Source organism: Actinocorallia sp. A-T 12471, from assembly GCF_033875155.1.
In the GTDB taxonomy this organism is placed as follows: domain Bacteria; phylum Actinomycetota; class Actinomycetes; order Streptosporangiales; family Streptosporangiaceae; genus Actinocorallia.
In genome coordinates, this window is record NZ_JAWZTE010000002.1 from 681,547 (window position 1) to 699,632 (window position 18,086).

The following is an 18,086-nucleotide window of genomic DNA, read 5'->3' on the forward strand; positions in this document are numbered from 1 at the left end:
TGCGCTAGTCCGGGTCCCCCCGACGCACGGAGCCCGGCGCGGGCCGGTCGGGACGGGTCTTGAGGCGGTCGGAGGACACCAGCTGCCACGGCACGCTGGTGACCATCACGCCGGGCTGGAACAGCAGCCTGCCCTTGAGCCGCAGGGCGCTCTGGTTGTGCAGGATGTGCTCCCACCAGTGGCCCACGACGTATTCGGGGATGTAGACGGCGACGACGTCGCGCGGCGACTTGCGGCGGACGTTCTTCACGTACTCGAGGATGGGCCGGGTGATCTCGCGGTAAGGCGAGTCGAGGACCTTCAACGGGACGGGCAGGTCGAGCGCGTCCCACTCGTCGCGCAGCCGCTCGGACTCGGCGGCGTCCACCGCGACGCTGACGGCCTCAAGGGTCGAGGGCCGTGACGCGCGGGCGTAGGCGAGCGCCCGCAGGGTCGGCTTGTGGATCTTGGACACGAGCACGATGGCGTGCGTGCGCGAGGGAAGGGCGTACTCGGCCCCGTCGGGTTCGAGCTCGCGCGCGACGCGGTCGTAGTGCGCCCGGATGCCGCGCATCAGCAGGAACAGCAGCGGCATCGCGATGCACACCAGCCACGCGCCGTGCGTGAACTTGGTGACGAGCACGATCACCAGGACCGCGCCGGTGATGACGAGGCCGACGGAGTTGATGAGCCGCGACGTCTTCATCTGCCGCCGGACCGTCCGGTCGGTCTCGGTGCGCAGGAGCCGGTTCCAGTGCCTGACCATCCCGGTCTGGCTGACGGTGAACGACACGAAGACGCCGACGATGTACAGCTGGATGAGCTTGGTGACGTCGGCCTCGAACGCGTACACGAGGATGATCGCGGCCCCGGCGAGCATGATGATGCCGTTGCTGAACGCGAGCCTGTCGCCGCGCGTGTGCAGCTGGCGCGGCAGGTACCGGTTCTGCGCGAGCACCGACGCCAGCACGGGGAAGCCGTTGTAGGCGGTGTTGGCGGCCAGGACGAGGATCAACGCGGTCATGACCGTCACGAAGACGTACATCGGCGGGAAGTTGCTGAACACCGTCTCGGCGACCTGGGTGATCACGGTGTGCTGCGCGCCGGAGACGTCCTGGCCGGTCGCCGGGTCGATGAGGTGGCTGCCGTGCAGCGGGTCGGCGTACTTGGCGTCGGTCACGTAGGCGAGCCACGTCACACCGGAGAACATCGCGACGGCCAGGACGCCGAGCATGAGCAGGGTGGTCGCGGCGTTCTTGCCCTTGGGCTTGCGGAACGCCGGGACCCCGTTGCTGATCGCCTCGACGCCGGTGAGCGCGGCGCAGCCCGAGGCGAACGCGCGCAGCAGCAGGAACACCATCGCCAGGCCCGCGAGGTCCTCGCCCGTCCCGCGCACCTCGAGGTTCGCGGTCTCGGCCTCGAGGTCCGCGCCCGCGGCCATCCGTACGAAGCCCCACAGCATCATGCTGAAGACGCCGAACATGAACAGGTAGGTCGGGACGGCGAAGGCGAACCCCGACTCCTTCAGGCCGCGCAGGTTCAGCACGGTCAGCAGCGCCACGAGGGCGACCGCGACGGCCACCCTGTGCTCGCCGATGAGCGGGGTGAAGGCCCCGAGGTTGTCCACGGCCGAGGAGATCGACACCGCGACGGTGAGGACGTAGTCAACGAGCAGGGCGCTGGCCACGACGAGACCCCAGTTCCCGCCAAGGTTGGTCGTGGCGACGTCGAAGTCGCCGCCGCCGCTGGTGTAGGCCCGCACGTTCTGCCGGTACGACGCCACCACCACCAGCAGCAGGAGCACGACGGCGAGGCCGATCCACGGGGTGAACGCGTAACCGGCGAGGCCCGCGATCCCCAAGGTGATGAGGATCTCCTGCGGGGCGTAGGCGACCGACGAAAGGGCGTCACTGGCGAAGACCGGAAGGGCGATCCGCTTGGGAAGCAGCTGGTAGTGCGCCTGCGTGCTGCGCAGGGCGCGACCTAGCACGACGCGCTTCATGACGTCAGATGCCTTGGACACAGCTGGCCACTCTAACCGCCCCGCCCGCGCCGCCTCGTGCGGCTCCCCTGGGGTTCGGGCGCGACCGGATTCCGCGCGCCGGGCAGACCGGCGCTTTGCGCGATCAGGGGGATACTGTCCCGTACAGCCTGCGCTTCCAGCGCCCAAGGACCAACGGAACGCCTAGACCAAGGAACGGGACGGGTCGTGCATATCGTCATCATGGGATGCGGCCGGGTCGGTTCGACCCTGGCCCATATCCTGGAGGACAAGGGCCACTCGGTCGCGATCATCGACCAGAACCCCGAGGCTTTCCGCCGGTTGCGCGGCGGCTTCAAGGGCCGCCGGGTGATCGGCATGGGCTTCGACCGCGATGTGCTCGTCGAGGCGCAGATCGAGAAGGCGTCGGCGTTCGTGGCGGTCAGCAGCGGCGACAACTCCAACATCATCTCCGCCAGGGTCGCGCGCGAGACCTTCGGCGTCGAGAACGTCGTCGCCCGCATCTACGACTCCCGCCGCGCCGAGGTGTACCAGCGGCTCGGCATCCCGACCGTCGCCACGGTCCGGTGGACCGCCGAGCAGATGCTGCGGCGGCTGCTGCCGGACGGCGCGCTGCCGCTGTGGCGCGACCCGACCGGCGACGTCAAGCTCGCCGAGGTGCAGACCGACGCCGCCTGGATCGGCGCGCGCGTGGACGACCTGGAACGCGCCGCGCCCGGCTGCCGCGTCGCGTTCCTGAACCGGCTCGGCGAGGCCGTGGTGCCGAGCGGCGACACCGTCGTGCAGGACGGCGACGTCGTGCACGTGATGGCGCGGGCCGGCGACATCGACAAGATCACCGAGGCGCTGGCCACACGGGTGCGGGAGGAAGACTGACATGCGGGTGGCTATCGCCGGTGCCGGCGCGGTGGGCAGGTCGATCGCGCAGGAACTGCTGGAGAACGGGCACGAGGTCCTGCTCATCGACAAGGACCCCAAGGCCATCAAGGTCGAGATGGTGCCGCGCGCCGAGTGGCTGCTGGCCGACGCGTGCGAGATCTCCTCGCTCGACGACGCCGCGCTCGAACGCTGCCAGGTCGTCGTGGCCTCGAGCGGCGACGACAAGGTGAACCTCGTGGTGTCGCTGCTCGCCAAGACCGAGTACGGGGTGCCGCGCGTCGTCGCGCGCATCAACCACCCGAAGAACGAGTGGCTGTTCAACGACTCATGGGGCGTCGACGTCGCCGTGTCCACGCCGCGTCTGCTCAGCGCGCTGGTCGAGGAGGCCGTCAGCGTCGGCGACCTCGTCCGCCTGATGACGTTCCGCCAGGGCGACGCCAACCTCGTGGAACTCACCCTCCCCGACGACGCCCCCCTCAACGGCCGGCGCGTCGGCGAGGTCCAGTGGCCCCGCGACACCGCCCTCGTCGCCATCCTCCGCGAAGGCCGCGTCCTCGTCCCCTCCAAGGACGACACCCTCGAAGCCGGCGACGAACTCATGTTCGTCGCCAGCCAGGACGTAGAAGACGAGTTGGGAGACCTGCTTAACCCCCGTGTTTAATTGCCGTGCTGTGTTTTTTGGGCCTCGCTCCGCTCGGCCGGTGATTGGGCGCTCTAAGCCGCCGTCTTCCCTCCGCCTTGCTCGCCTTGCGGCTCGCAAGGCTCCGGTCCAGACGGCGGCGCGCCCAATCACTCTGGGGTCTTCCACTCAGAGGCCGTGGCCCCGGTGCGGCTGGAACCCTCGCGGGGTGTTCGCTCGGAGGCCGTGGCCCCGGCTTAGCTGGAAACTCTGCGGGGTGTTCGCTCAGAGGCCGTGGCCTCGGCTGGGCTGGAAACTCTGCGGGGTGTTCGCTCAGAGGCCGTGGCCTCGGCTGGGCTGGAAACTCTGGGGAGTTCCGCTTGGGGAATGCGGGCCCCGGCTGGGCCGGGGCCTGACAGCGGCCTGCTATTCCGCCAGGTAGATGGCCTCTAGGGCCTCTACGTAGCGGAGGACCGCTACTTGGGCTACTGAGGAGTGGCCGCCTAGGACGGGGGCGGGTTCGGCTGTGGCGTCGGCGGCGGCCTTGGCGAGTTCTTCGGGATCGGCGTCGAGGACGAAGGGGGAGAACGCCAGGCGCTGTGCGCCGTTGGCGCGCAGCGCGTTCGCGGCGGCGGCGAGGGCGGCGGGGTCGCCCAGGGGGGCCGCGACGACGGGGACGGCGAGCCGGGAGGCGAGCAGCACCGAGGTGATCTCGGCGCTCTCGTCGGCGGCACGGCAGCCGAGGACGACGCCGTCGGCGGCGGTCACCATGCTCATCATGCGGATGCGGTCGGCGCGGGCGAGCCCGGCTTCGGCGAGGCGCAGGTGCAGCGCCTCGGCGAGCAGCGGGTGCGGGCCGAGCGTCTCGGAGACGAGGACGGGCACCGAGGACAGTCCTTCGCGCAGCGCGTTCTCGAAGGCGCGGTCGGGGCCGAGCAGGAGCGGCACCACCACCGCCGCCGGGTCGCCGACCAGTTCGCCGAGGTTCTCGTCGGCGCCCGCGTGCACCGGGATGCCTGGGTGGGCCGACTCGATGAAGCCGGCCAGCTCTGACATCACCTCGGTTGACGCGCCCGTCAGCACCACGGCGGGCGAGTCGGAGGGCAGGGTGAAGGAGCCGCCGCGGTGTCGTCCGCCGCGACGACCGGCACGGCGCCGGGTGGGCAACGAGTCGGGAGTCACATCGGGGAGTTCGGTCACGGGGCAAGGGTAGTCCCGTAACGTGCAGACTTTGTGCCATATGCACGGGGAAGCGCATTACATCACCCCGTAGTAGGCTCCGCTTACCCCTCAGCGCCATACCTCGAACCACCCCGCCGGAACCCACGGAGGACTGCCGGGCATGAGACGTTCCCGCAGCCAGCCGATCAGATCCGCGATCGTCTCGCTCATCGCCGTCCCCCTCACGACCCTTGTGCTGTTGTGGGCGTTCACCGCTTTCACGTCGCTCGGCGACGGCATGCTGCTCGCCCGCGCGCAGTCGCTCGACGGCCAGGTCGTGCGCCCCACCCAGACCCTCATCGCCGCGCTCCAGAACGAGCGGATGGTGTCGATGGCGGCGCTCGCGGGCTCGCGGACCGCCACCGCGGAGGACCTCGCGGCGCAGCGGCAGACGACCGACGACGCGCGCACGGTGTTCGAGACCAACACCTCGGACCCTGGCCTGCGCGACGGCATCGAGAGCGACATCCGCTCGGCGATCGACATCCTCACCCGCGACCTCGGCGGTCTCGACCTGCTGCGCAGCGTCGTCGACGGCGGCGCGGCGCGCAGCCGTCCGCAGGTGCTGTCGTCGTACGGCACGTACCTGGACCACGCGTTCGCCATCTACCGCTCGGTCTCGCCGCCCGACCTCACGATCGCCGCCGACGTGGCGACGCTGACGTCGCTCGGCATGGCCCGCGAGCAGCTGTCGCGGATGGACGCGGCGCTCGCCGGGCGGCTCGACGGCGGGCTGACCGCCTGGGACCGCAAGGAGGTGGCGCGGGCCGGCGGCGCGCGCGACCTGCTGTACACCGACACGCTGCCGCGGCTGCGCCCGGCCGACCGCGACCGCTACACCGCGTTCCTCAACACCATCGAGTACCAGCGGCTCCAGCAGTTCGAGGACCGCATCACCCGCAACGCGGGACCGGTCGCGCAGGTCTCCTGGGACGCCAACGCCGCGAAGGTCCAGACGGGGCTGCTCACCCTCGAGGAGGAGATGCTCGGCGGCATCACCTCGCGCGCGGAGGGCGTCGCGATCGGGGTGCTGCTGGAGATCGGCATCGCGGGCGGGCTCGGGCTCGGCGCGATCGTCGGCTCGATCGTCATCGCCTGGCGGGTGTCGCGCCGCCTCATCCGGGAGAGCCGGGCGCTCGCCGACACCGTCGGCGACTTCACGCGCGACCAGCTCCCGGTGATGGCCGAACTCGTGCGCAACGGCCAGCGGGTCGGCGATGAGCCGATCGAGCCAGGCGTGCAGTTCAGCGTCACCGAGATCGAGCGCATCTTCCGCTCGTTCACCTCCGCGCGCGCCGCCGTCCTCGAAGCCGCGATGCACGAGGCGGCGACCATGGCGAACGTCCGCGAGGTATTCGTCAACCTCGCCTCGCGCAACCAGGCGCTGCTGCACCGTCAGCTGTCGCTGCTCGACGAGATGGAACGCGAGGCCGACGACTCAGCGCAGCTCGGCCGCCTGTTCCAGCTCGACCACCTCGCGACCCGCATGCGGCGGCACGCCGAGGGCCTGGTCATCCTCGCCGGGAAGGCCCCCGGACGCGGCTGGCGCTCGCCCGTCCCGCTGGTCGACGTGGTGCGCGGCGCGGCCTCGGAGGTGGAGGACTACACGCGCGTCAGGGTGCTGCCGATGCCCCGGATCGCGCTCGTCGGACCCGCCGTCGCCGACACCATCCACCTGCTCGCCGACCTCATCGAGAACGCCGTCCAGTACTCGCCGCCGGACACCGCCATCGAGGTGTCCGGCCAGGGCGTCGCCGCCGGATACGTGCTGGAGATCGAGGACCGCGGGCTCGGCCTGCCGCCCGAGGTCATCGAGCAGCTCAACGAACGGCTCGCCGCGCCGCCCGAGTTCACCCTCTCCGACACCGCGCGGCTCGGCCTGTTCGTCGTCGGACGGCTCGCCAAGCGGCACGGCATCCGGGTGTCGCTGCGCGTCTCTCCCTACGGCGGCACCACCGCCGTGGTGTTCCTGCCGCGCGAACTGCTGGCCGCCGACGTCCCCGACGCGCCCGCCGAGCCGTCGCCCGCGCTGCGCGCCGAACGCGTGCTCGCCGCCGCGGGCGGCCCCGCAGAACCGCGCCCGGTCGCGGTCCTACGCGAGGAGGTCCCCGTGCCCGACGTCCCGGCCGCCCCGCAGCCCCCGGCCGACGGCCCCGCCCCCGAGGCCGTCGCCCCCGAGGAGGCCCCCGAGCAGCCCGCCGCGCAGCCCGACGACGCGCTCGGGATGCACCTCGGCCTGCCGAGGCGGCGGCGCAAGACCCGTACGGAGGTCCCCGCCACCCCCACCGACCTCGTGTCGGCGACGACGGGACCCAACACTCTTCCGGCGGCGGGTCAGGGGGCGGTCTCCGGACCGAACCCCATGGTCCCCGAACCGCCGGAACGTTCGCCCGATAACCTCCGGCTGCGGATGTCGGCGATGCAGCGTGGCTGGGAACGCGGCCGCGCCGACTCCGCGGCGTCCGGTGACGAACACCTTCAGCACTCCGAGGAGCACTCATGACCGAACCCGGCGATCTCAACTGGTTGCTGAACAACCTCGTCGACAGCGTCGCGCAGGTGAAGCAGGCGGTCGTCCTGTCCAGCGACGGACTCGTGGTGGGCTCCTCCCGGGGCCTCGCCCGTGACGACGCCGAGCACATGGCGGCGCTCGCGTCCGGATTCCAGAGCCTGGCCCGCAGCACCGGCGAGGCGTTCAAGGGCGGCGCGGTCCGGCAGACGATCGTGGAGATGGACGACGCGTTCCTGTTCGTCACCTCCGCCGGTCAGGGCGCGTGCCTCGCGGTGCTCGCCGACTCCGCCGCCGACGTGGGCGTCATCGCCTACGAGATGGCGATGCTGGTGACGCGGGTCGGCCTGCATCTGTCGGCCAAGCCCCGGACGGTGAGTCTTCCGTGACCGGACACGAGTGGCTGGACGAGGAGGCCGGACCCATCGTCCGGGCCTTCTGGCTGACGGGTGGCCGGACCGAGTCCGGCAACCGGACCGATCTCGATCTCATGACACTCGTGGTGCGCACGACCGAACCGGTGTACGGTTCGCTGCTTCTGTCCCCTGAACACGAGGCGATCCTCCAGCTCGCCCATCAGCCGCTCACGGTCGCGGAACTGGCGTCCGCGCTGGACCTTGCCGTAGGTGTCGTGCGGGTGCTGCTCGGCGATCTGCTGAACGACCGTCGGATCACGGTGCGGGCCCCTTCGTCCGTCACCAGGTTCCCCACCACCAGAATCATCGAAGAGGTAATTCATGGACTCCAGGCCCTCTGAGGCCGAGCTCGCCGTCAAGATCCTGGTGGCGGGAGGGTTCGGCGCAGGGAAGACCACGATGGTCGCGTCGGTGAGCGAGATGCGTCCGCTGCGCACCGAGGAGCAGCTCACCGAGCGCAGCATCGGCGTCGACGACCTGGACGGCGTGGAGCGCAAGACCACCACCACCGTGGCGATGGACTTCGGCCGGATCACGCTGCGCACCGGACTCGTGCTCTACCTGTTCGGCACGCCGGGCCAGGACCGGTTCTGGTTCATGTGGGACGAGCTCGCCGAGGGCGCGCTCGGCGCCGTCGTCCTAGTCGACACCCGCAGGCTCGCCGACTGTTTCGCCTCGATCGACTACTTCGAGCGGCGCGGCCTGCCGTTCATCATCGCGGTGAACACGTTCGACGGCGCCAAGCCCTACACCGCCGACGACATCCGCATCGCCCTCGACCTCGACCCGGAGATCCCGGTCGTCAACTGCGACGCGCGCTCGCGCGAGTCGACCCGCCAGGTGCTGATCAGCCTGATGGGCCACGTCATGACGGCGATGGCCCGGCGCTAGTTCCTTCCGCGCGCCGACGCGCGAACGGCCGCCGAGGCGGCCGTTCGTCGTTTGAGCGTGTCCCCAATCGGCCCTTATGGACCGCACAGAGCCCTCCCCCGAGGGCTGAGCGTCATTCTGCGGGCTTGTCCCGGCCGTCCTGTTCCCTGGCGCCCTCGAGCGCGGCGGCGACGTCCTCGGGCGTCTCGTCGTCCGGCAGGGGGGTGCGGCCGCGCGCGAGCACCCATACCATCGCGGCGAACGAGGCGACCTGGAGCGGCCAGCCGAGCGCGATCTTCGCGGTGCCGAGCCAGCCGACCATGCCCGCGAGGTACAGCGGGTACTGGACGACCACGCGCAGCACGCACGGCAGCACGAGCAGCCACGTCAGCTTGGCGCACAGCCTGACGATCGCCGGGTCGCGCCGCCACGCGGTCGGGTCGCCGGTGACGGACCCGATGATGAACCCGACGACGGGCCAGCGCGCGACGATCGAGCCGATGAGCACGACCGAATAGACGGCGTTGTAGAGGATGCCCGGCAGGAACGCGTCCTCGGCCTTGCCGGTGCGCAGCGCGAAGAACGCCGCGATGCCGATCCCGACCAGGCTGTTCAGGACGAACTGGGTCGTGGAGCGCTGCACCAGCCGGACCACGAGCAGCAGCACCGCCGAGCCGACGCCCAGGCCGACCGACAGCTTCAGATCATGGCTGATCAGCCAGGTCAGGGTGAACAGGACGGTCGGCACCGCGCCCTCGGCGATGCCGCGGCCGCCGCCCAGCGCCTTGCCGAGCTGGGAGCGGACCGCCGCCTCGACCGTCCGCCTGGCGTTCTCGTCCGCCTCGTGGGCTGCCTGCACGTCGGTCACGTCGATCCTCGGAGTTCGTAGCGGGGATTGAAGATGACCTTGCGGCCGTCCTGGACGCTCACCAGGCCCTCGGCGCTGAGCCTTCGGCCCGGCTCGATCCCGGCGATCCGGCGGCGGCCCAACCAGACGAGGTTCACCACGTCCGAGCCGTCGTAGAGTTCGGCCTCCAGGGCGGGCGCGCCGCCCCGGGGTCGCAGGGTCACCGTACGTAGCGTACCGGCGACGTGCGCCCTGCGGCGTTCGGCGCAGGCGGCGATGGGTGTCGCCCCCTCCGCGCCCGTGTCCTTCCGCAGCTCTTCGGCCTCCATCTCGGCCTTGCTCGAAGCGAGGCGGCGGAGGAAGCCTCGCAGCCCGCTGCCGGGCGCTTCGTCCATGTTTCAGAGGCTACGGCAAACGCGGACCGGCCGGGGAACGCGCGGCCAACAGATACCCCCCGGCAAGACAGACGGCCACCGCCGCCACCCCGCCGAGCGCCGATCCGGACAGCGCGGCGACCGTGCCGACGTCGTCCTGGACCTTGCCCGCGAGCGCGGAGCCGGCCGACACCCCGACGGTCATGAACGCCACGATCCACGCGAACGCCTCGGTGACGGTGCCCGCCGGGGCGAGGCCGTCGACGAGACCGAAGACACACGCGAGGGTCGGCGCGAGGAAGATCCCCGAGACGTACGAAAGGACCATCATCAGCGGCAGGCCGGGCGTGAGCAGCAGCAGCGCGTACCCGACGGTCAGTCCCGCGAGCAGCGGCGGAATCCGGCGTTCCGGACGCCCGGGCCACGACCGCGCCCCGTAGACGAGTCCGCCGGTCAGCGCCCCGAGCGCGTTGACGGCGATCAGCCACCCGGACGCCTCCTCGCGCCCGATCCCCTCGGCGTAGGCGACCATCGCGACGTTGAAGACGCCGAGGCTCAGCCCGATGAACCCGAGCGACACCCCGAGCACGACGAGGCCCGGCGAGCGCAGCGCCCCCGCCCAGTCCCCCGCCGACGGACGTCCCCGCCACGCCCGCGACGGCCCGGACAGCGCGACCACGAGGGCCCCGGCCAGCCCGAGCAGCGCGCACACGTACAGCGGCGCGGTCCCCGACACGGCCTTGGACGCGATCACCAGCACGGGCCCGAGCGTGAACAGGAGTTCCTGGGCGGCCGCGTCCATCGCGTACGCGGCCTGCACCTGGTCGGGCTCCTTGAGCACATCGGGCCACAGCGCCCGGAGGCCCGGTTCCAGCGGCGGCGTGAACAGCCCCGCGACGGAGACGGCGACGAGCGCGAGCGGCACCGAGCCGATCCCGGTGAACGCGAACGCGACGAAACCCGCGCCCGCCAGGGCCGCGCTGGTGAGCAGGACGCGCGGCTGGCCGAGCCGGTCCATGAGCCTGCCGAGCAGCGGCTGTCCCGCCCCGGCGGCGAGGCCGTGGACGGCGGCGAGCATGCCGGCGAGCGCGTAACTGCCGCCCTCGGCGCGGGTGAACAGGACGATCGCGAGCACGCCCATCCCGTTCGGCAGGCGGCCCAGCAGGGTCCCGCCGAGGAGCCGCGCCGCGTAGGGGGCTCGCAGAAGGCTGAGATAGACGCGCATAATTCTCCATACCCGTCAGTTATACGTATCACTAGAATCAGTGATACGTATGGGGGCGGCACCGACGGATCTACTCTAAGGGGCGTGATGCCAGCACACAGTCGGCCCACGAGCAAGGACGTCGCGGCCGCGGCCGGCGTCTCACAGTCCACGGTCTCGATGGTGCTCAGCGGAAAGTGGCCGGGACGCGTCTCGGAGGCCACCGCCCAGAACGTCCGCGAGGCCGCGCAGCGGCTCGGTTACCGGCCCAATCCCGCGGCCCGCAACCTCCGCCTCGGCCGCACCCGGACGATCATGCTCGTCGTCCCCGCGATCACCGCGCCGTTCTTCGCCGCCGTCTACACCGGCGCGGCCAAGGTCGCGGTGGAGCACGGCTTCAGCCTCGTGGTGTTCCCGTGGCCCCTGGAGGCCGACGGGCCCTTCAGCGGCCCGCAGGAGGCCATCGACGGCATGCTGGCGTCGTCGATGGGCGAGAACTCGCTGGCGGGGATGCGCCGCCCGGTCCCGCTCGTCATGGTCGACAGCGACCCCGCGGGGCCTGCCCCGACCGTCAACTTCGACGTGCAGGCCGCGATCGGCGACATCGTCGCGCACCTGCGCGGGCTCGGGCACACCCGGATCGGGCACCTCGCCGCCGACATCAACGTGTGGACGTTCCGCAGCCGCGCGCTCGGCCTCGCCGACCGGGTCCCCGAACTCGTCACCGGACGCGCCGCGATCAGCATCGCCGCGGGGTTCGAGACCGCGCTGCGGATGCTGTCGGCCCCCGACCGCCCCACCGCGCTCGTCTGCGACGACGACACCCTCGCCGCGGGCGCGCACAAGGCCGCGCGCCACCTCGGCCTCAACGTCCCCGGCGACGTGTCCATCACCGGCTTCGACGACCTCTACCTGGCCGAAGCCCTCGAACTCACGACCGTCCGCCTCCCCGCCGAACGCATGGGCGAACTCGCCATGACCCACCTCATGGACGTCCTCGAAGGCCGCCCCGCCACCCCAACCCTCCTCCCCGCCGAACTCATCATCCGCCGCTCCACCGGCACCCCCACCTAACCCACCCCAACCCCTTTTACCCCGCAGTCCCTTCGGGACTGCGGGGTAGTGGAGTCCTCCCCCCGCACCCCCAAAGGCACCGCAGCCTACGGCCCCCGCGAACCCCGCCGAGACCCTTCTTCCCGCAGTCCCAAGGGACCGCGCGACACGCCCTCAGCGCCCGTGGTCCCAGCAGACCCCGGCCGACGCCCTCTTCCCCGCAGCCCCAGGGGATTGCGAGACACGACCTCAGCGCCTCAGGTCAGCGGGCCCCGCCGATGCCCTTTTCCCGCAGTCCCGAGGGGACTGCGGGGTAGGGGCTCGGCGTCTCGGGTCTCAGCGGACCTCGGCGACGCGTATACCCCGCAACCGCAGGGTGGGGCCTCGGGTTACAGCGGACCACGGCGACGCGTATACCCCGCAACCGCAGGGTGGGGCCTCGGGTTACAGCGGACCACGGCGACGCCGTATCCCCGCAGTCCCGGAGGGACTGCGGGGTGGGGTGGGTTAGCGGACTTCGGTTATGTGGGTGCCTGGGGTGAAGGGGTCGAAGTCGTCGTCGTCTTCGTCGGACTCGGTCTCCTGCTGGCCCATGGCGTTCTTGGCCTCGGCGGGGAGGTTCAGGGGGAGGGCCTCGCGCGGGGGCATCGGCTGGTCGCCGCGGACCACGACGATCTGGGAGAGGACGTCCTCCAGGGGCTGGAAGGCTTCCTCGTCCTCGACCGCCTCACCGGCGATCAGGGCGCGCAGGAACCAGCGCGGGCCGTCGATGCCGAGGAAGCGCAGCGGCTGCCACGCGAAGCCCTGGTCGATGACCTCCTGCGGGATCTGCGAGCGGACCTCTTCCGGCATCTGCTCGAGCATCTCGGCGGTGAGCTGCGCGGGGATCAGCGCGCGCACCTCGGTGCCGAAGGGGCCCTCGCCCTCCTGCACCTGACCATTGGCGTTGCCGGTGATCTCCTCGGCGAGCTCCTTGCGCAGCTCTTCCCAGATGCCCGAGCGCTTGGGCGCGGCGAACGCCTGGAGCTGCATGCTGCTCTGCCCGGCGATCACCGTGATCGCGACGATCTTGCCGTTGACCGGGTTGCCCTGGTCGTCGACCTCGGTCGGCTCGAGGTTGACCTGGATCTCCAGGCCGGGGCCGATCGGCACCTGGACGGCCCCGAAGTCGAGCCGCTCCATCTCGGGCACCGTGTCCTCGGCCGCGTCCCAGGGGCCGGTGCCTCCGGCCGGCGCGGTCTCCTCGGCGGGTACCGCCTCGGCGGGCTGCGCCGCCGACTGCTTCTCCTGACGACGACGTCCGAAAGCCACTTTCCCTACTCCTTCGTTCGAATGCGCGCTAGGAGTGCGCTCGCTGAGCGTATCCGCCTGTGGAGCCGAATCCGCCCGCGCCGCGGGCCGATCCCGGCAGATCGGCGACTTCCACAAAAGCCGCCTTTTCCACCTTTTGAATGACCAGCTGGGCGATCCGGTCGCCGCGTGCCAGCCGGACGGTCTCACGCAGGTCGGTGTTCAGCAGCGTCACCTTGATCTCACCCCGGTACCCGGCGTCGACCGTGCCAGGGGCGTTGACCAGCGTCACCCCCAGGCTAGCCGCAAGACCGGAACGTGGATGGACAAAAGCGGCAAAGCCATCGGGGAGCGCGATCGCGAGCCCCGTCGGCACCACATGCCGCTCGCCGGGCTCGAGGACCACGTCCTCAGCCGCGTACAGGTCGGCTCCCGCGTCGCCGGGATGGGCGTACGACGGGGCGGGAAGCCCCTGGTCGAGCCGCTTGATCAACACCTCGACGGCACCGCGCACGCCGTTCCTCCCCCTCAAGGCCGGTCAGGGTGGAAACCCTACCGCCGCCCGGAGGTCACGGCCGCTCGAACGCCGCCTACAGCCGCTCGAACGCCACGGCGTAGGGCACGCCGACGGCCTCGCCCGCCCCCGCCAGGATCGACCTGACCATCTCCTGCGGGTCGGGACCGCCCTCGAGGTTCGCGAAGTAGACCTCGTGGGCCGCCAGGGCCCTGAGCCCGGTCTCCACATGGTCGGTGACGTCCACGAAGTGCGTGGCCTGCGGCGCGTTGGCGAACAGCGCGAACCTGACGCCCTGCCAGGCCGGGTCGGGAAGGTCGCGGAACACCCACGGGTTGGCCGCGTCGCGCACCGCGTCGGCAACGGCTCGGCCGAGGACCCGGTGGTCGGCCATGTTGTACATGCCGGGCCCGAACGTTTCCCTGAAGTTCAGCGAGACGACCACGTCCGGCCGGTGCCGCCGGATCGCCCCGGCGACCGCGCGGCGCAGCGGCAGCCCGTATTCGAGCACCCCGTCCGGGAAGTCCAGGAACTCGACGGTGTCGACCCCGACGATCCGCGCCGCCTCGACCTGCTCGGCCGACCTGATCGGGCCGACCTCCTCGGGCGGCATCGCCTGGATGCCCGCCTCGCCCCGGGTCGCCAGCACCTCGACGACGCGTTTGCCCTGCGCGGTCCAGCGCGCGATCGCCATGGCCGCGCCGTACTCGAGGTCGTCGGGGTGCGCGACGATCGCCAGCGCGGACTCCCAGTCCTCCTCCACCGCCTGCAACTCCACTGCCTCCATGAACGCCAGCCTAGACGGCGGCACTAGGGTGTGCCGGATGAGCCACCTCCCGGCCCGCCGCGTGCTGCTCGCGGGCTCCCTCGCGCTGCTGACGGCCGCGACCGCCTGCGGCGGCTCAGGGACCGCGCCCGCGCCGGACGCCGCCTCCGCGCCCGCCGCCGAGGCCCCGCGCGGCTCGTCGGGCGGCGGCTCCCCGCACCCGACCGCCGTCGCGCCGGAGGCCCCCGCGCCCGACGCCCCCGCGGCCCCCGCCGCGCGGCCCAAGCCCGCGCCCGGCGTCTCGGCGCGCTGGGTGGTCTACGACCGCAAGACCGGCAGGACGCTCAGCAAGAGCGGCGCGAACAGGACGGTCAGGTCGGCCTCGGTGGTCAAGCTGCTCATCGCGCTCGACTACCTGGGCAGCCGCAAGGGCAAGGTCGCGCCCGCGCACGCCGCGCGCTTCGCCAAGATGCTGCGCTCCAGCGACGACTCGGCCGCCACGTTCTTCTGGAACCTCGGCGGCAAGGGCGCGATCGTCACCCGGATGAAGAAGAAGATCAGCCTCGCCGACACCGCGCCGCCGCCCGCGGGCCAGCCCGGCTACTGGGGCTACACCGCGATCAGCGCGCGCGACATCGCCGCGACGTACCGGTTCCTGCTCGACAGGGCATCGCCGAAGGTCCGCGACACGATCATGGGCCACCTCGGCAAGGCCACCAAGTGCGGGACCGACGGGTTCGACCAGAGCTGGGGCATCCCCGCCGCGACCAAGCGCAGGCACGCGGTCAAGCAGGGGTGGTCGGGGTTCGGCCTGACCCCGCCCTACCCCTGCGCGAACAACTCGCGTTACGTCCCGGCCGCAGGCCCCGACCTCGGGCTCGGCCGGCCCGTCCTGCACACCACCGGGACGATCGGCGCGCAGGCCAGGTACATCGTCGTGGTGCTGACCCTCAACCCCGCGGGCGCGTCCTACCGGGTCTCGGGCCAGCGGCTGACCAAGCTCACCAGGGAACTCGTCAAGGGCCTGTGACGGCCAGCTCCACCTCGGCGCTGACGCCCTCGGCCGCGCTGTCCCCCACGACCGCGAGGTCGGCGACGACCCCGGCCGCCGCGAGGTCGTCGAGCGCGACGAGCGAGGCGTCCGCGCCGCTCAGCACCACCCTGGCGACCTCCGCGCGCATCGACGTCCCGGCCGTCGACTTGGCCTTGCGGACCTGCGACAGCGCGTCGGCCGTCGCGGCGAGCACCCGCGGGTCGCCCGCGCGCTCACCCGGCTCCGGCCACGCCGCGCGGTGCACCGAGCCGTCGTGCCACCACGACCAGACCTCCTCGGTCGCGAACGGCAGGAACGGCGCGAACAGCCGCAGCAGCGCGTCGAGCGCCGTGCGCAGCGCCGAGCGCGCGGCGGCCGACGCCGGGCCCTCGCCGTACGCGCGCTGCTTGACCAGCTCGAGGTAGTCGTCGCAGAACTGCCAGAAGAACCGCTCGGTGACGTTCAGCGCGCGCGTGTAGTCGTAGTCCTCGAACGCGGCGGTCGCCTCGGCGACGACGTCGGCGAGCCCGGCGAGCATCGCCCGGTCCAGCGGCGTCAGCGCCGCGTCGTCGGCCTCGCCCGGCAGCCCGAGCACGAACTTCGACGCGTTCAGCACCTTGGTCGCGAGCCTGCGGCCGACCTTGATCTGCGCGGTGTCGAACGCGGTGTCGGTGCCCGGCCTGCCGTTGGCCGCCCAGTACCTGACGGCGTCGGACCCGAACTGCTGGAGCAGCCCGAGCGGCGTCACCACGTTCCCGACGGACTTCGACATCTTCTTGCGGTCGGGGTCGAGGATCCAGCCCGACAGCGCCGCGTCGGTCCACGGCAGCGTCCCGAACTCGAGTTCGCTGCGCACGACCGTGGAGAACAGCCAGGTGCGGATGATGTCGTGGGCCTGCGGGCGCAGGTCGAACGGGAAGACGCGGGCGAACAGGTCGGGGTCGTCACTCCAGCGTCCGGCGATCTGCGGGGTGAGCGAGGAGGTCGCCCAGGTGTCGAAGATGTCGGGGTCGGCGGTGAAACCGCCAGGAACGTCGCGCTGCGTCTCGGTGTAGCCCGCGGGCACGTCGGTCGACGGGTCCACCGGCAGCAGCGCCTCGTCCGGCACGAGCGGGGTGTCGTAACGCGGCTCGCCCGAGCCGTCCAGCGGGTACCAGACGGGGATCGGCACGCCGAAGAACCGCTGCCGCGACACGAGCCAGTCGCCGTTCAGGCCCTCGACCCAGTTCTCGTACCGGGTGCGCATGTAGGCCGGGTGCCAGGAGATCTTCCGGCCCGACTCCACGAACCTGCGGCGCAGGTCCTCGTCACGGCCGCCGTTGCGCAGGTACCACTGCCGGGTCGTGACGATCTCCAGCGGCTTGCTGCCCTTCTCGTAGAAGCTCACCGGACGCGTCAACGGCTTGGGGTCGCCCTCGAGCCCGCCGGACCCGCGCAGCAGCTCCACGATCCGCTCGCGCGCGCTGTGCACGGTCTTGCCCGCGAGCTCCGCGTAAGGGGCCGCGGGGACGCCCTCGGGCGGCTCGGGCGCGATCCGTCCGTCGCGGCCGACGACCGCGCGGATCGGCAGGTCGAGTTCGCGCCACCACACCACGTCGGTGGTGTCGCCGAACGTGCAGACCATCACCAGGCCGGAACCCTTCTCGGGGTCGGCGAGCCGGTGCGCGAGGACCGGCACCTCGACGTCGAACAGCGGCGTGCGCGCGGCGCTGCCGAACAGCGCGCGGTAGCGGTCGTCGTCGGGGTGTGCGACCAGCGCGACGCACGCGGGCAGCAGCTCGGGCCGCGTCGTCTCGACGTGGACCGGCCCCTCCGGCCCCTGGAACACGAGCCGGTGGAACGCGCCGGGCTGGTCGCGGTTCTCCAGCTCCGCCTGGGCGACCGCGGTGCGGAACGTCACGTCCCACAGGGTCGGGGCCTCGGCCAGATACGCCTCGCCGCGCGCCAGATTGCGCAGGAAGGCCCGCTGGGACGCCGCCCGGGCGCGGGCCCCGATCGTGGTGTACAGGTGGCTCCAGTCGACGGACAGGCCGACCCGCCGCCACATCTCCTCGAACGCCTTCTCGTCCACCTCGGTCAGCCGCTCGCACAGCTCGATGAAGTTCCGGCGGCTGACCGGGATCTGCTGCTTGCCCGGCTTGTCCGGCGGCTCGAACGACGGGTCGTAGGGCAGCGACGGGTCACAGCGGACCCCGAAGTGGTTCTGGACGCGGCGCTCGGTCGGCAGGCCGTTGTCGTCCCAGCCGATCGGGTAGAAGACCTCCTTGCCGCGCATCCGCTGGTAGCGCGCGACGGTGTCGGTGTGCGTGTAGGAGAACACGTGCCCGACGTGGAGCGACCCGCTGACGGTCGGCGGCGGCGTGTCGATCGCGTAGACCTGGGCGCGGTCCTTGGTCCGGTCGAAGGCGTAGGTCCCCTCGCGCTCCCAGACGGCTACCCACTTGTCCTCCAGGCCGTCGAGGGTGGCCCTTTCCGGGATGGCGCGGGTGCGTTGCGTCTCGGTCATCCGC

At 71.6% G+C, this 18,086-nt stretch carries 17 protein-coding genes; 8 read left to right on the plus strand and 9 right to left on the minus strand.

Annotated elements, in window-relative coordinates; translation table 11 throughout:
• Window positions 1-4: 4 nt before the first annotated feature.
• Complete coding sequence (locus R9X44_RS08190) at window positions 5-2,002, minus strand: APC family permease (protein WP_319813390.1); 1,998 nt, start codon at window positions 2,000-2,002, stop codon at window positions 5-7.
• A 186-nt stretch (window positions 2,003-2,188) separates the two neighbouring features.
• On the opposite strand from R9X44_RS08190, the gene R9X44_RS08195 reads away from it, so the two are divergent.
• Together R9X44_RS08195 and R9X44_RS08200 are read left to right on the plus strand one after the other, a co-directional pair.
• Entirely contained in the window at window positions 2,189-2,857 is a 669-nt protein-coding gene (locus R9X44_RS08195) for a TrkA family potassium uptake protein (protein ID WP_319813391.1), read from the plus strand.
• Window position 2,858: 1 nt separating this feature from the next.
• Window positions 2,859-3,521: a TrkA family potassium uptake protein gene (locus tag R9X44_RS08200; protein ID WP_319813392.1), complete on the plus strand. Its 663-nt coding sequence runs from the start codon at window positions 2,859-2,861 to the stop codon at window positions 3,519-3,521.
• Window positions 3,522-3,905: 384 nt separating this feature from the next.
• Here the strand turns inward: R9X44_RS08200 and R9X44_RS08205 are convergent, their stop codons facing one another.
• A complete protein-coding gene (locus R9X44_RS08205) occupies window positions 3,906-4,679 on the minus strand; it encodes a hypothetical protein (RefSeq protein WP_319813393.1) in 774 nt (257 codons plus the stop codon).
• A 142-nt stretch (window positions 4,680-4,821) separates the two neighbouring features.
• Between R9X44_RS08205 and R9X44_RS08210 the strand changes: the two genes are divergently transcribed.
• The 4 genes from R9X44_RS08210 to R9X44_RS08225 are packed head-to-tail and all read left to right on the plus strand — an operon-like array spanning window position 4,822 to window position 8,516.
• Window positions 4,822-7,203, plus strand: coding sequence for a nitrate- and nitrite sensing domain-containing protein (locus tag R9X44_RS08210; RefSeq protein ID WP_319813394.1), 2,382 nt, complete (start codon window positions 4,822-4,824; stop codon window positions 7,201-7,203).
• Window positions 7,200-7,598: a roadblock/LC7 domain-containing protein gene (locus R9X44_RS08215; protein ID WP_319813395.1), complete on the plus strand. Its 399-nt coding sequence runs from the start codon at window positions 7,200-7,202 to the stop codon at window positions 7,596-7,598. Before R9X44_RS08210 ends, R9X44_RS08215 begins: the two co-directional genes overlap by 4 nt.
• Complete coding sequence (locus R9X44_RS08220) at window positions 7,595-7,966, plus strand: DUF742 domain-containing protein (protein ID WP_319813396.1); 372 nt, start codon at window positions 7,595-7,597, stop codon at window positions 7,964-7,966. Before R9X44_RS08215 ends, R9X44_RS08220 begins: the two co-directional genes overlap by 4 nt.
• Window positions 7,947-8,516, plus strand: coding sequence for a GTP-binding protein (locus tag R9X44_RS08225; RefSeq protein ID WP_319813397.1), 570 nt, complete (start codon window positions 7,947-7,949; stop codon window positions 8,514-8,516). The genes R9X44_RS08220 and R9X44_RS08225 overlap by 20 nt, the downstream gene beginning before the upstream one ends.
• A 112-nt stretch (window positions 8,517-8,628) precedes the next feature.
• On the opposite strand, the gene R9X44_RS08230 is transcribed toward R9X44_RS08225, so the two are convergent.
• Genes R9X44_RS08230 through R9X44_RS08240 form a run of 3 tightly spaced genes read right to left on the minus strand, consistent with a single transcriptional unit; the run spans window position 8,629 to window position 10,941 of the window.
• Window positions 8,629-9,363, minus strand: a complete 735-nt coding sequence (locus tag R9X44_RS08230; RefSeq protein ID WP_319813398.1) for a DUF3159 domain-containing protein — start codon at window positions 9,361-9,363, stop codon at window positions 8,629-8,631.
• Window positions 9,360-9,737: an OB-fold nucleic acid binding domain-containing protein gene (locus R9X44_RS08235; protein ID WP_319813399.1), complete on the minus strand. Its 378-nt coding sequence runs from the start codon at window positions 9,735-9,737 to the stop codon at window positions 9,360-9,362. The genes R9X44_RS08230 and R9X44_RS08235 overlap by 4 nt, the downstream gene beginning before the upstream one ends.
• A gap of 10 nt (window positions 9,738-9,747) precedes the next feature.
• Complete coding sequence (locus tag R9X44_RS08240) at window positions 9,748-10,941, minus strand: MFS transporter (RefSeq protein WP_319813400.1); 1,194 nt, start codon at window positions 10,939-10,941, stop codon at window positions 9,748-9,750.
• Between the two features lie 87 nt (window positions 10,942-11,028).
• Between R9X44_RS08240 and R9X44_RS08245 the strand changes: the two genes are divergently transcribed.
• Entirely contained in the window at window positions 11,029-11,994 is a 966-nt protein-coding gene (locus tag R9X44_RS08245; RefSeq protein ID WP_319813401.1) for a LacI family DNA-binding transcriptional regulator, read from the plus strand.
• 486 nt (window positions 11,995-12,480) lie between these two features.
• Here R9X44_RS08245 and R9X44_RS08250 read toward each other — a convergent pair whose 3' ends face one another.
• The 3 genes from R9X44_RS08250 to R9X44_RS08260 all read right to left on the minus strand — a co-directional run bounded on the left by R9X44_RS08250 (window position 12,481) and on the right by R9X44_RS08260 (window position 14,564).
• Window positions 12,481-13,284, minus strand: a complete 804-nt coding sequence (locus tag R9X44_RS08250) for a DUF3710 domain-containing protein (protein WP_319813402.1) — start codon at window positions 13,282-13,284, stop codon at window positions 12,481-12,483.
• Window positions 13,285-13,312: 28 nt separating this feature from the next.
• Window positions 13,313-13,777, minus strand: a complete 465-nt coding sequence (dut, locus tag R9X44_RS08255; RefSeq protein ID WP_319813403.1) for a dUTP diphosphatase — start codon at window positions 13,775-13,777, stop codon at window positions 13,313-13,315.
• 76 nt (window positions 13,778-13,853) lie between these two features.
• Window positions 13,854-14,564: a PIG-L deacetylase family protein gene (locus R9X44_RS08260; protein ID WP_319813404.1), complete on the minus strand. Its 711-nt coding sequence runs from the start codon at window positions 14,562-14,564 to the stop codon at window positions 13,854-13,856.
• Between the two features lie 37 nt (window positions 14,565-14,601).
• Between R9X44_RS08260 and R9X44_RS08265 the strand changes: the two genes are divergently transcribed.
• Window positions 14,602-15,573 (plus strand): hypothetical protein, encoded by a 972-nt coding sequence (locus R9X44_RS08265; RefSeq protein ID WP_319813405.1) that lies wholly within the window; start codon window positions 14,602-14,604, stop codon window positions 15,571-15,573.
• Here the strand turns inward: R9X44_RS08265 and valS are convergent.
• Window positions 15,560-18,082 (minus strand): valine--tRNA ligase, encoded by a 2,523-nt coding sequence (gene valS / locus R9X44_RS08270; protein ID WP_319813406.1) that lies wholly within the window; start codon window positions 18,080-18,082, stop codon window positions 15,560-15,562. The two genes, R9X44_RS08265 and valS, sit on opposite strands and share 14 nt — an antisense overlap.
• Window positions 18,083-18,086: the final 4 nt, after the last annotated feature.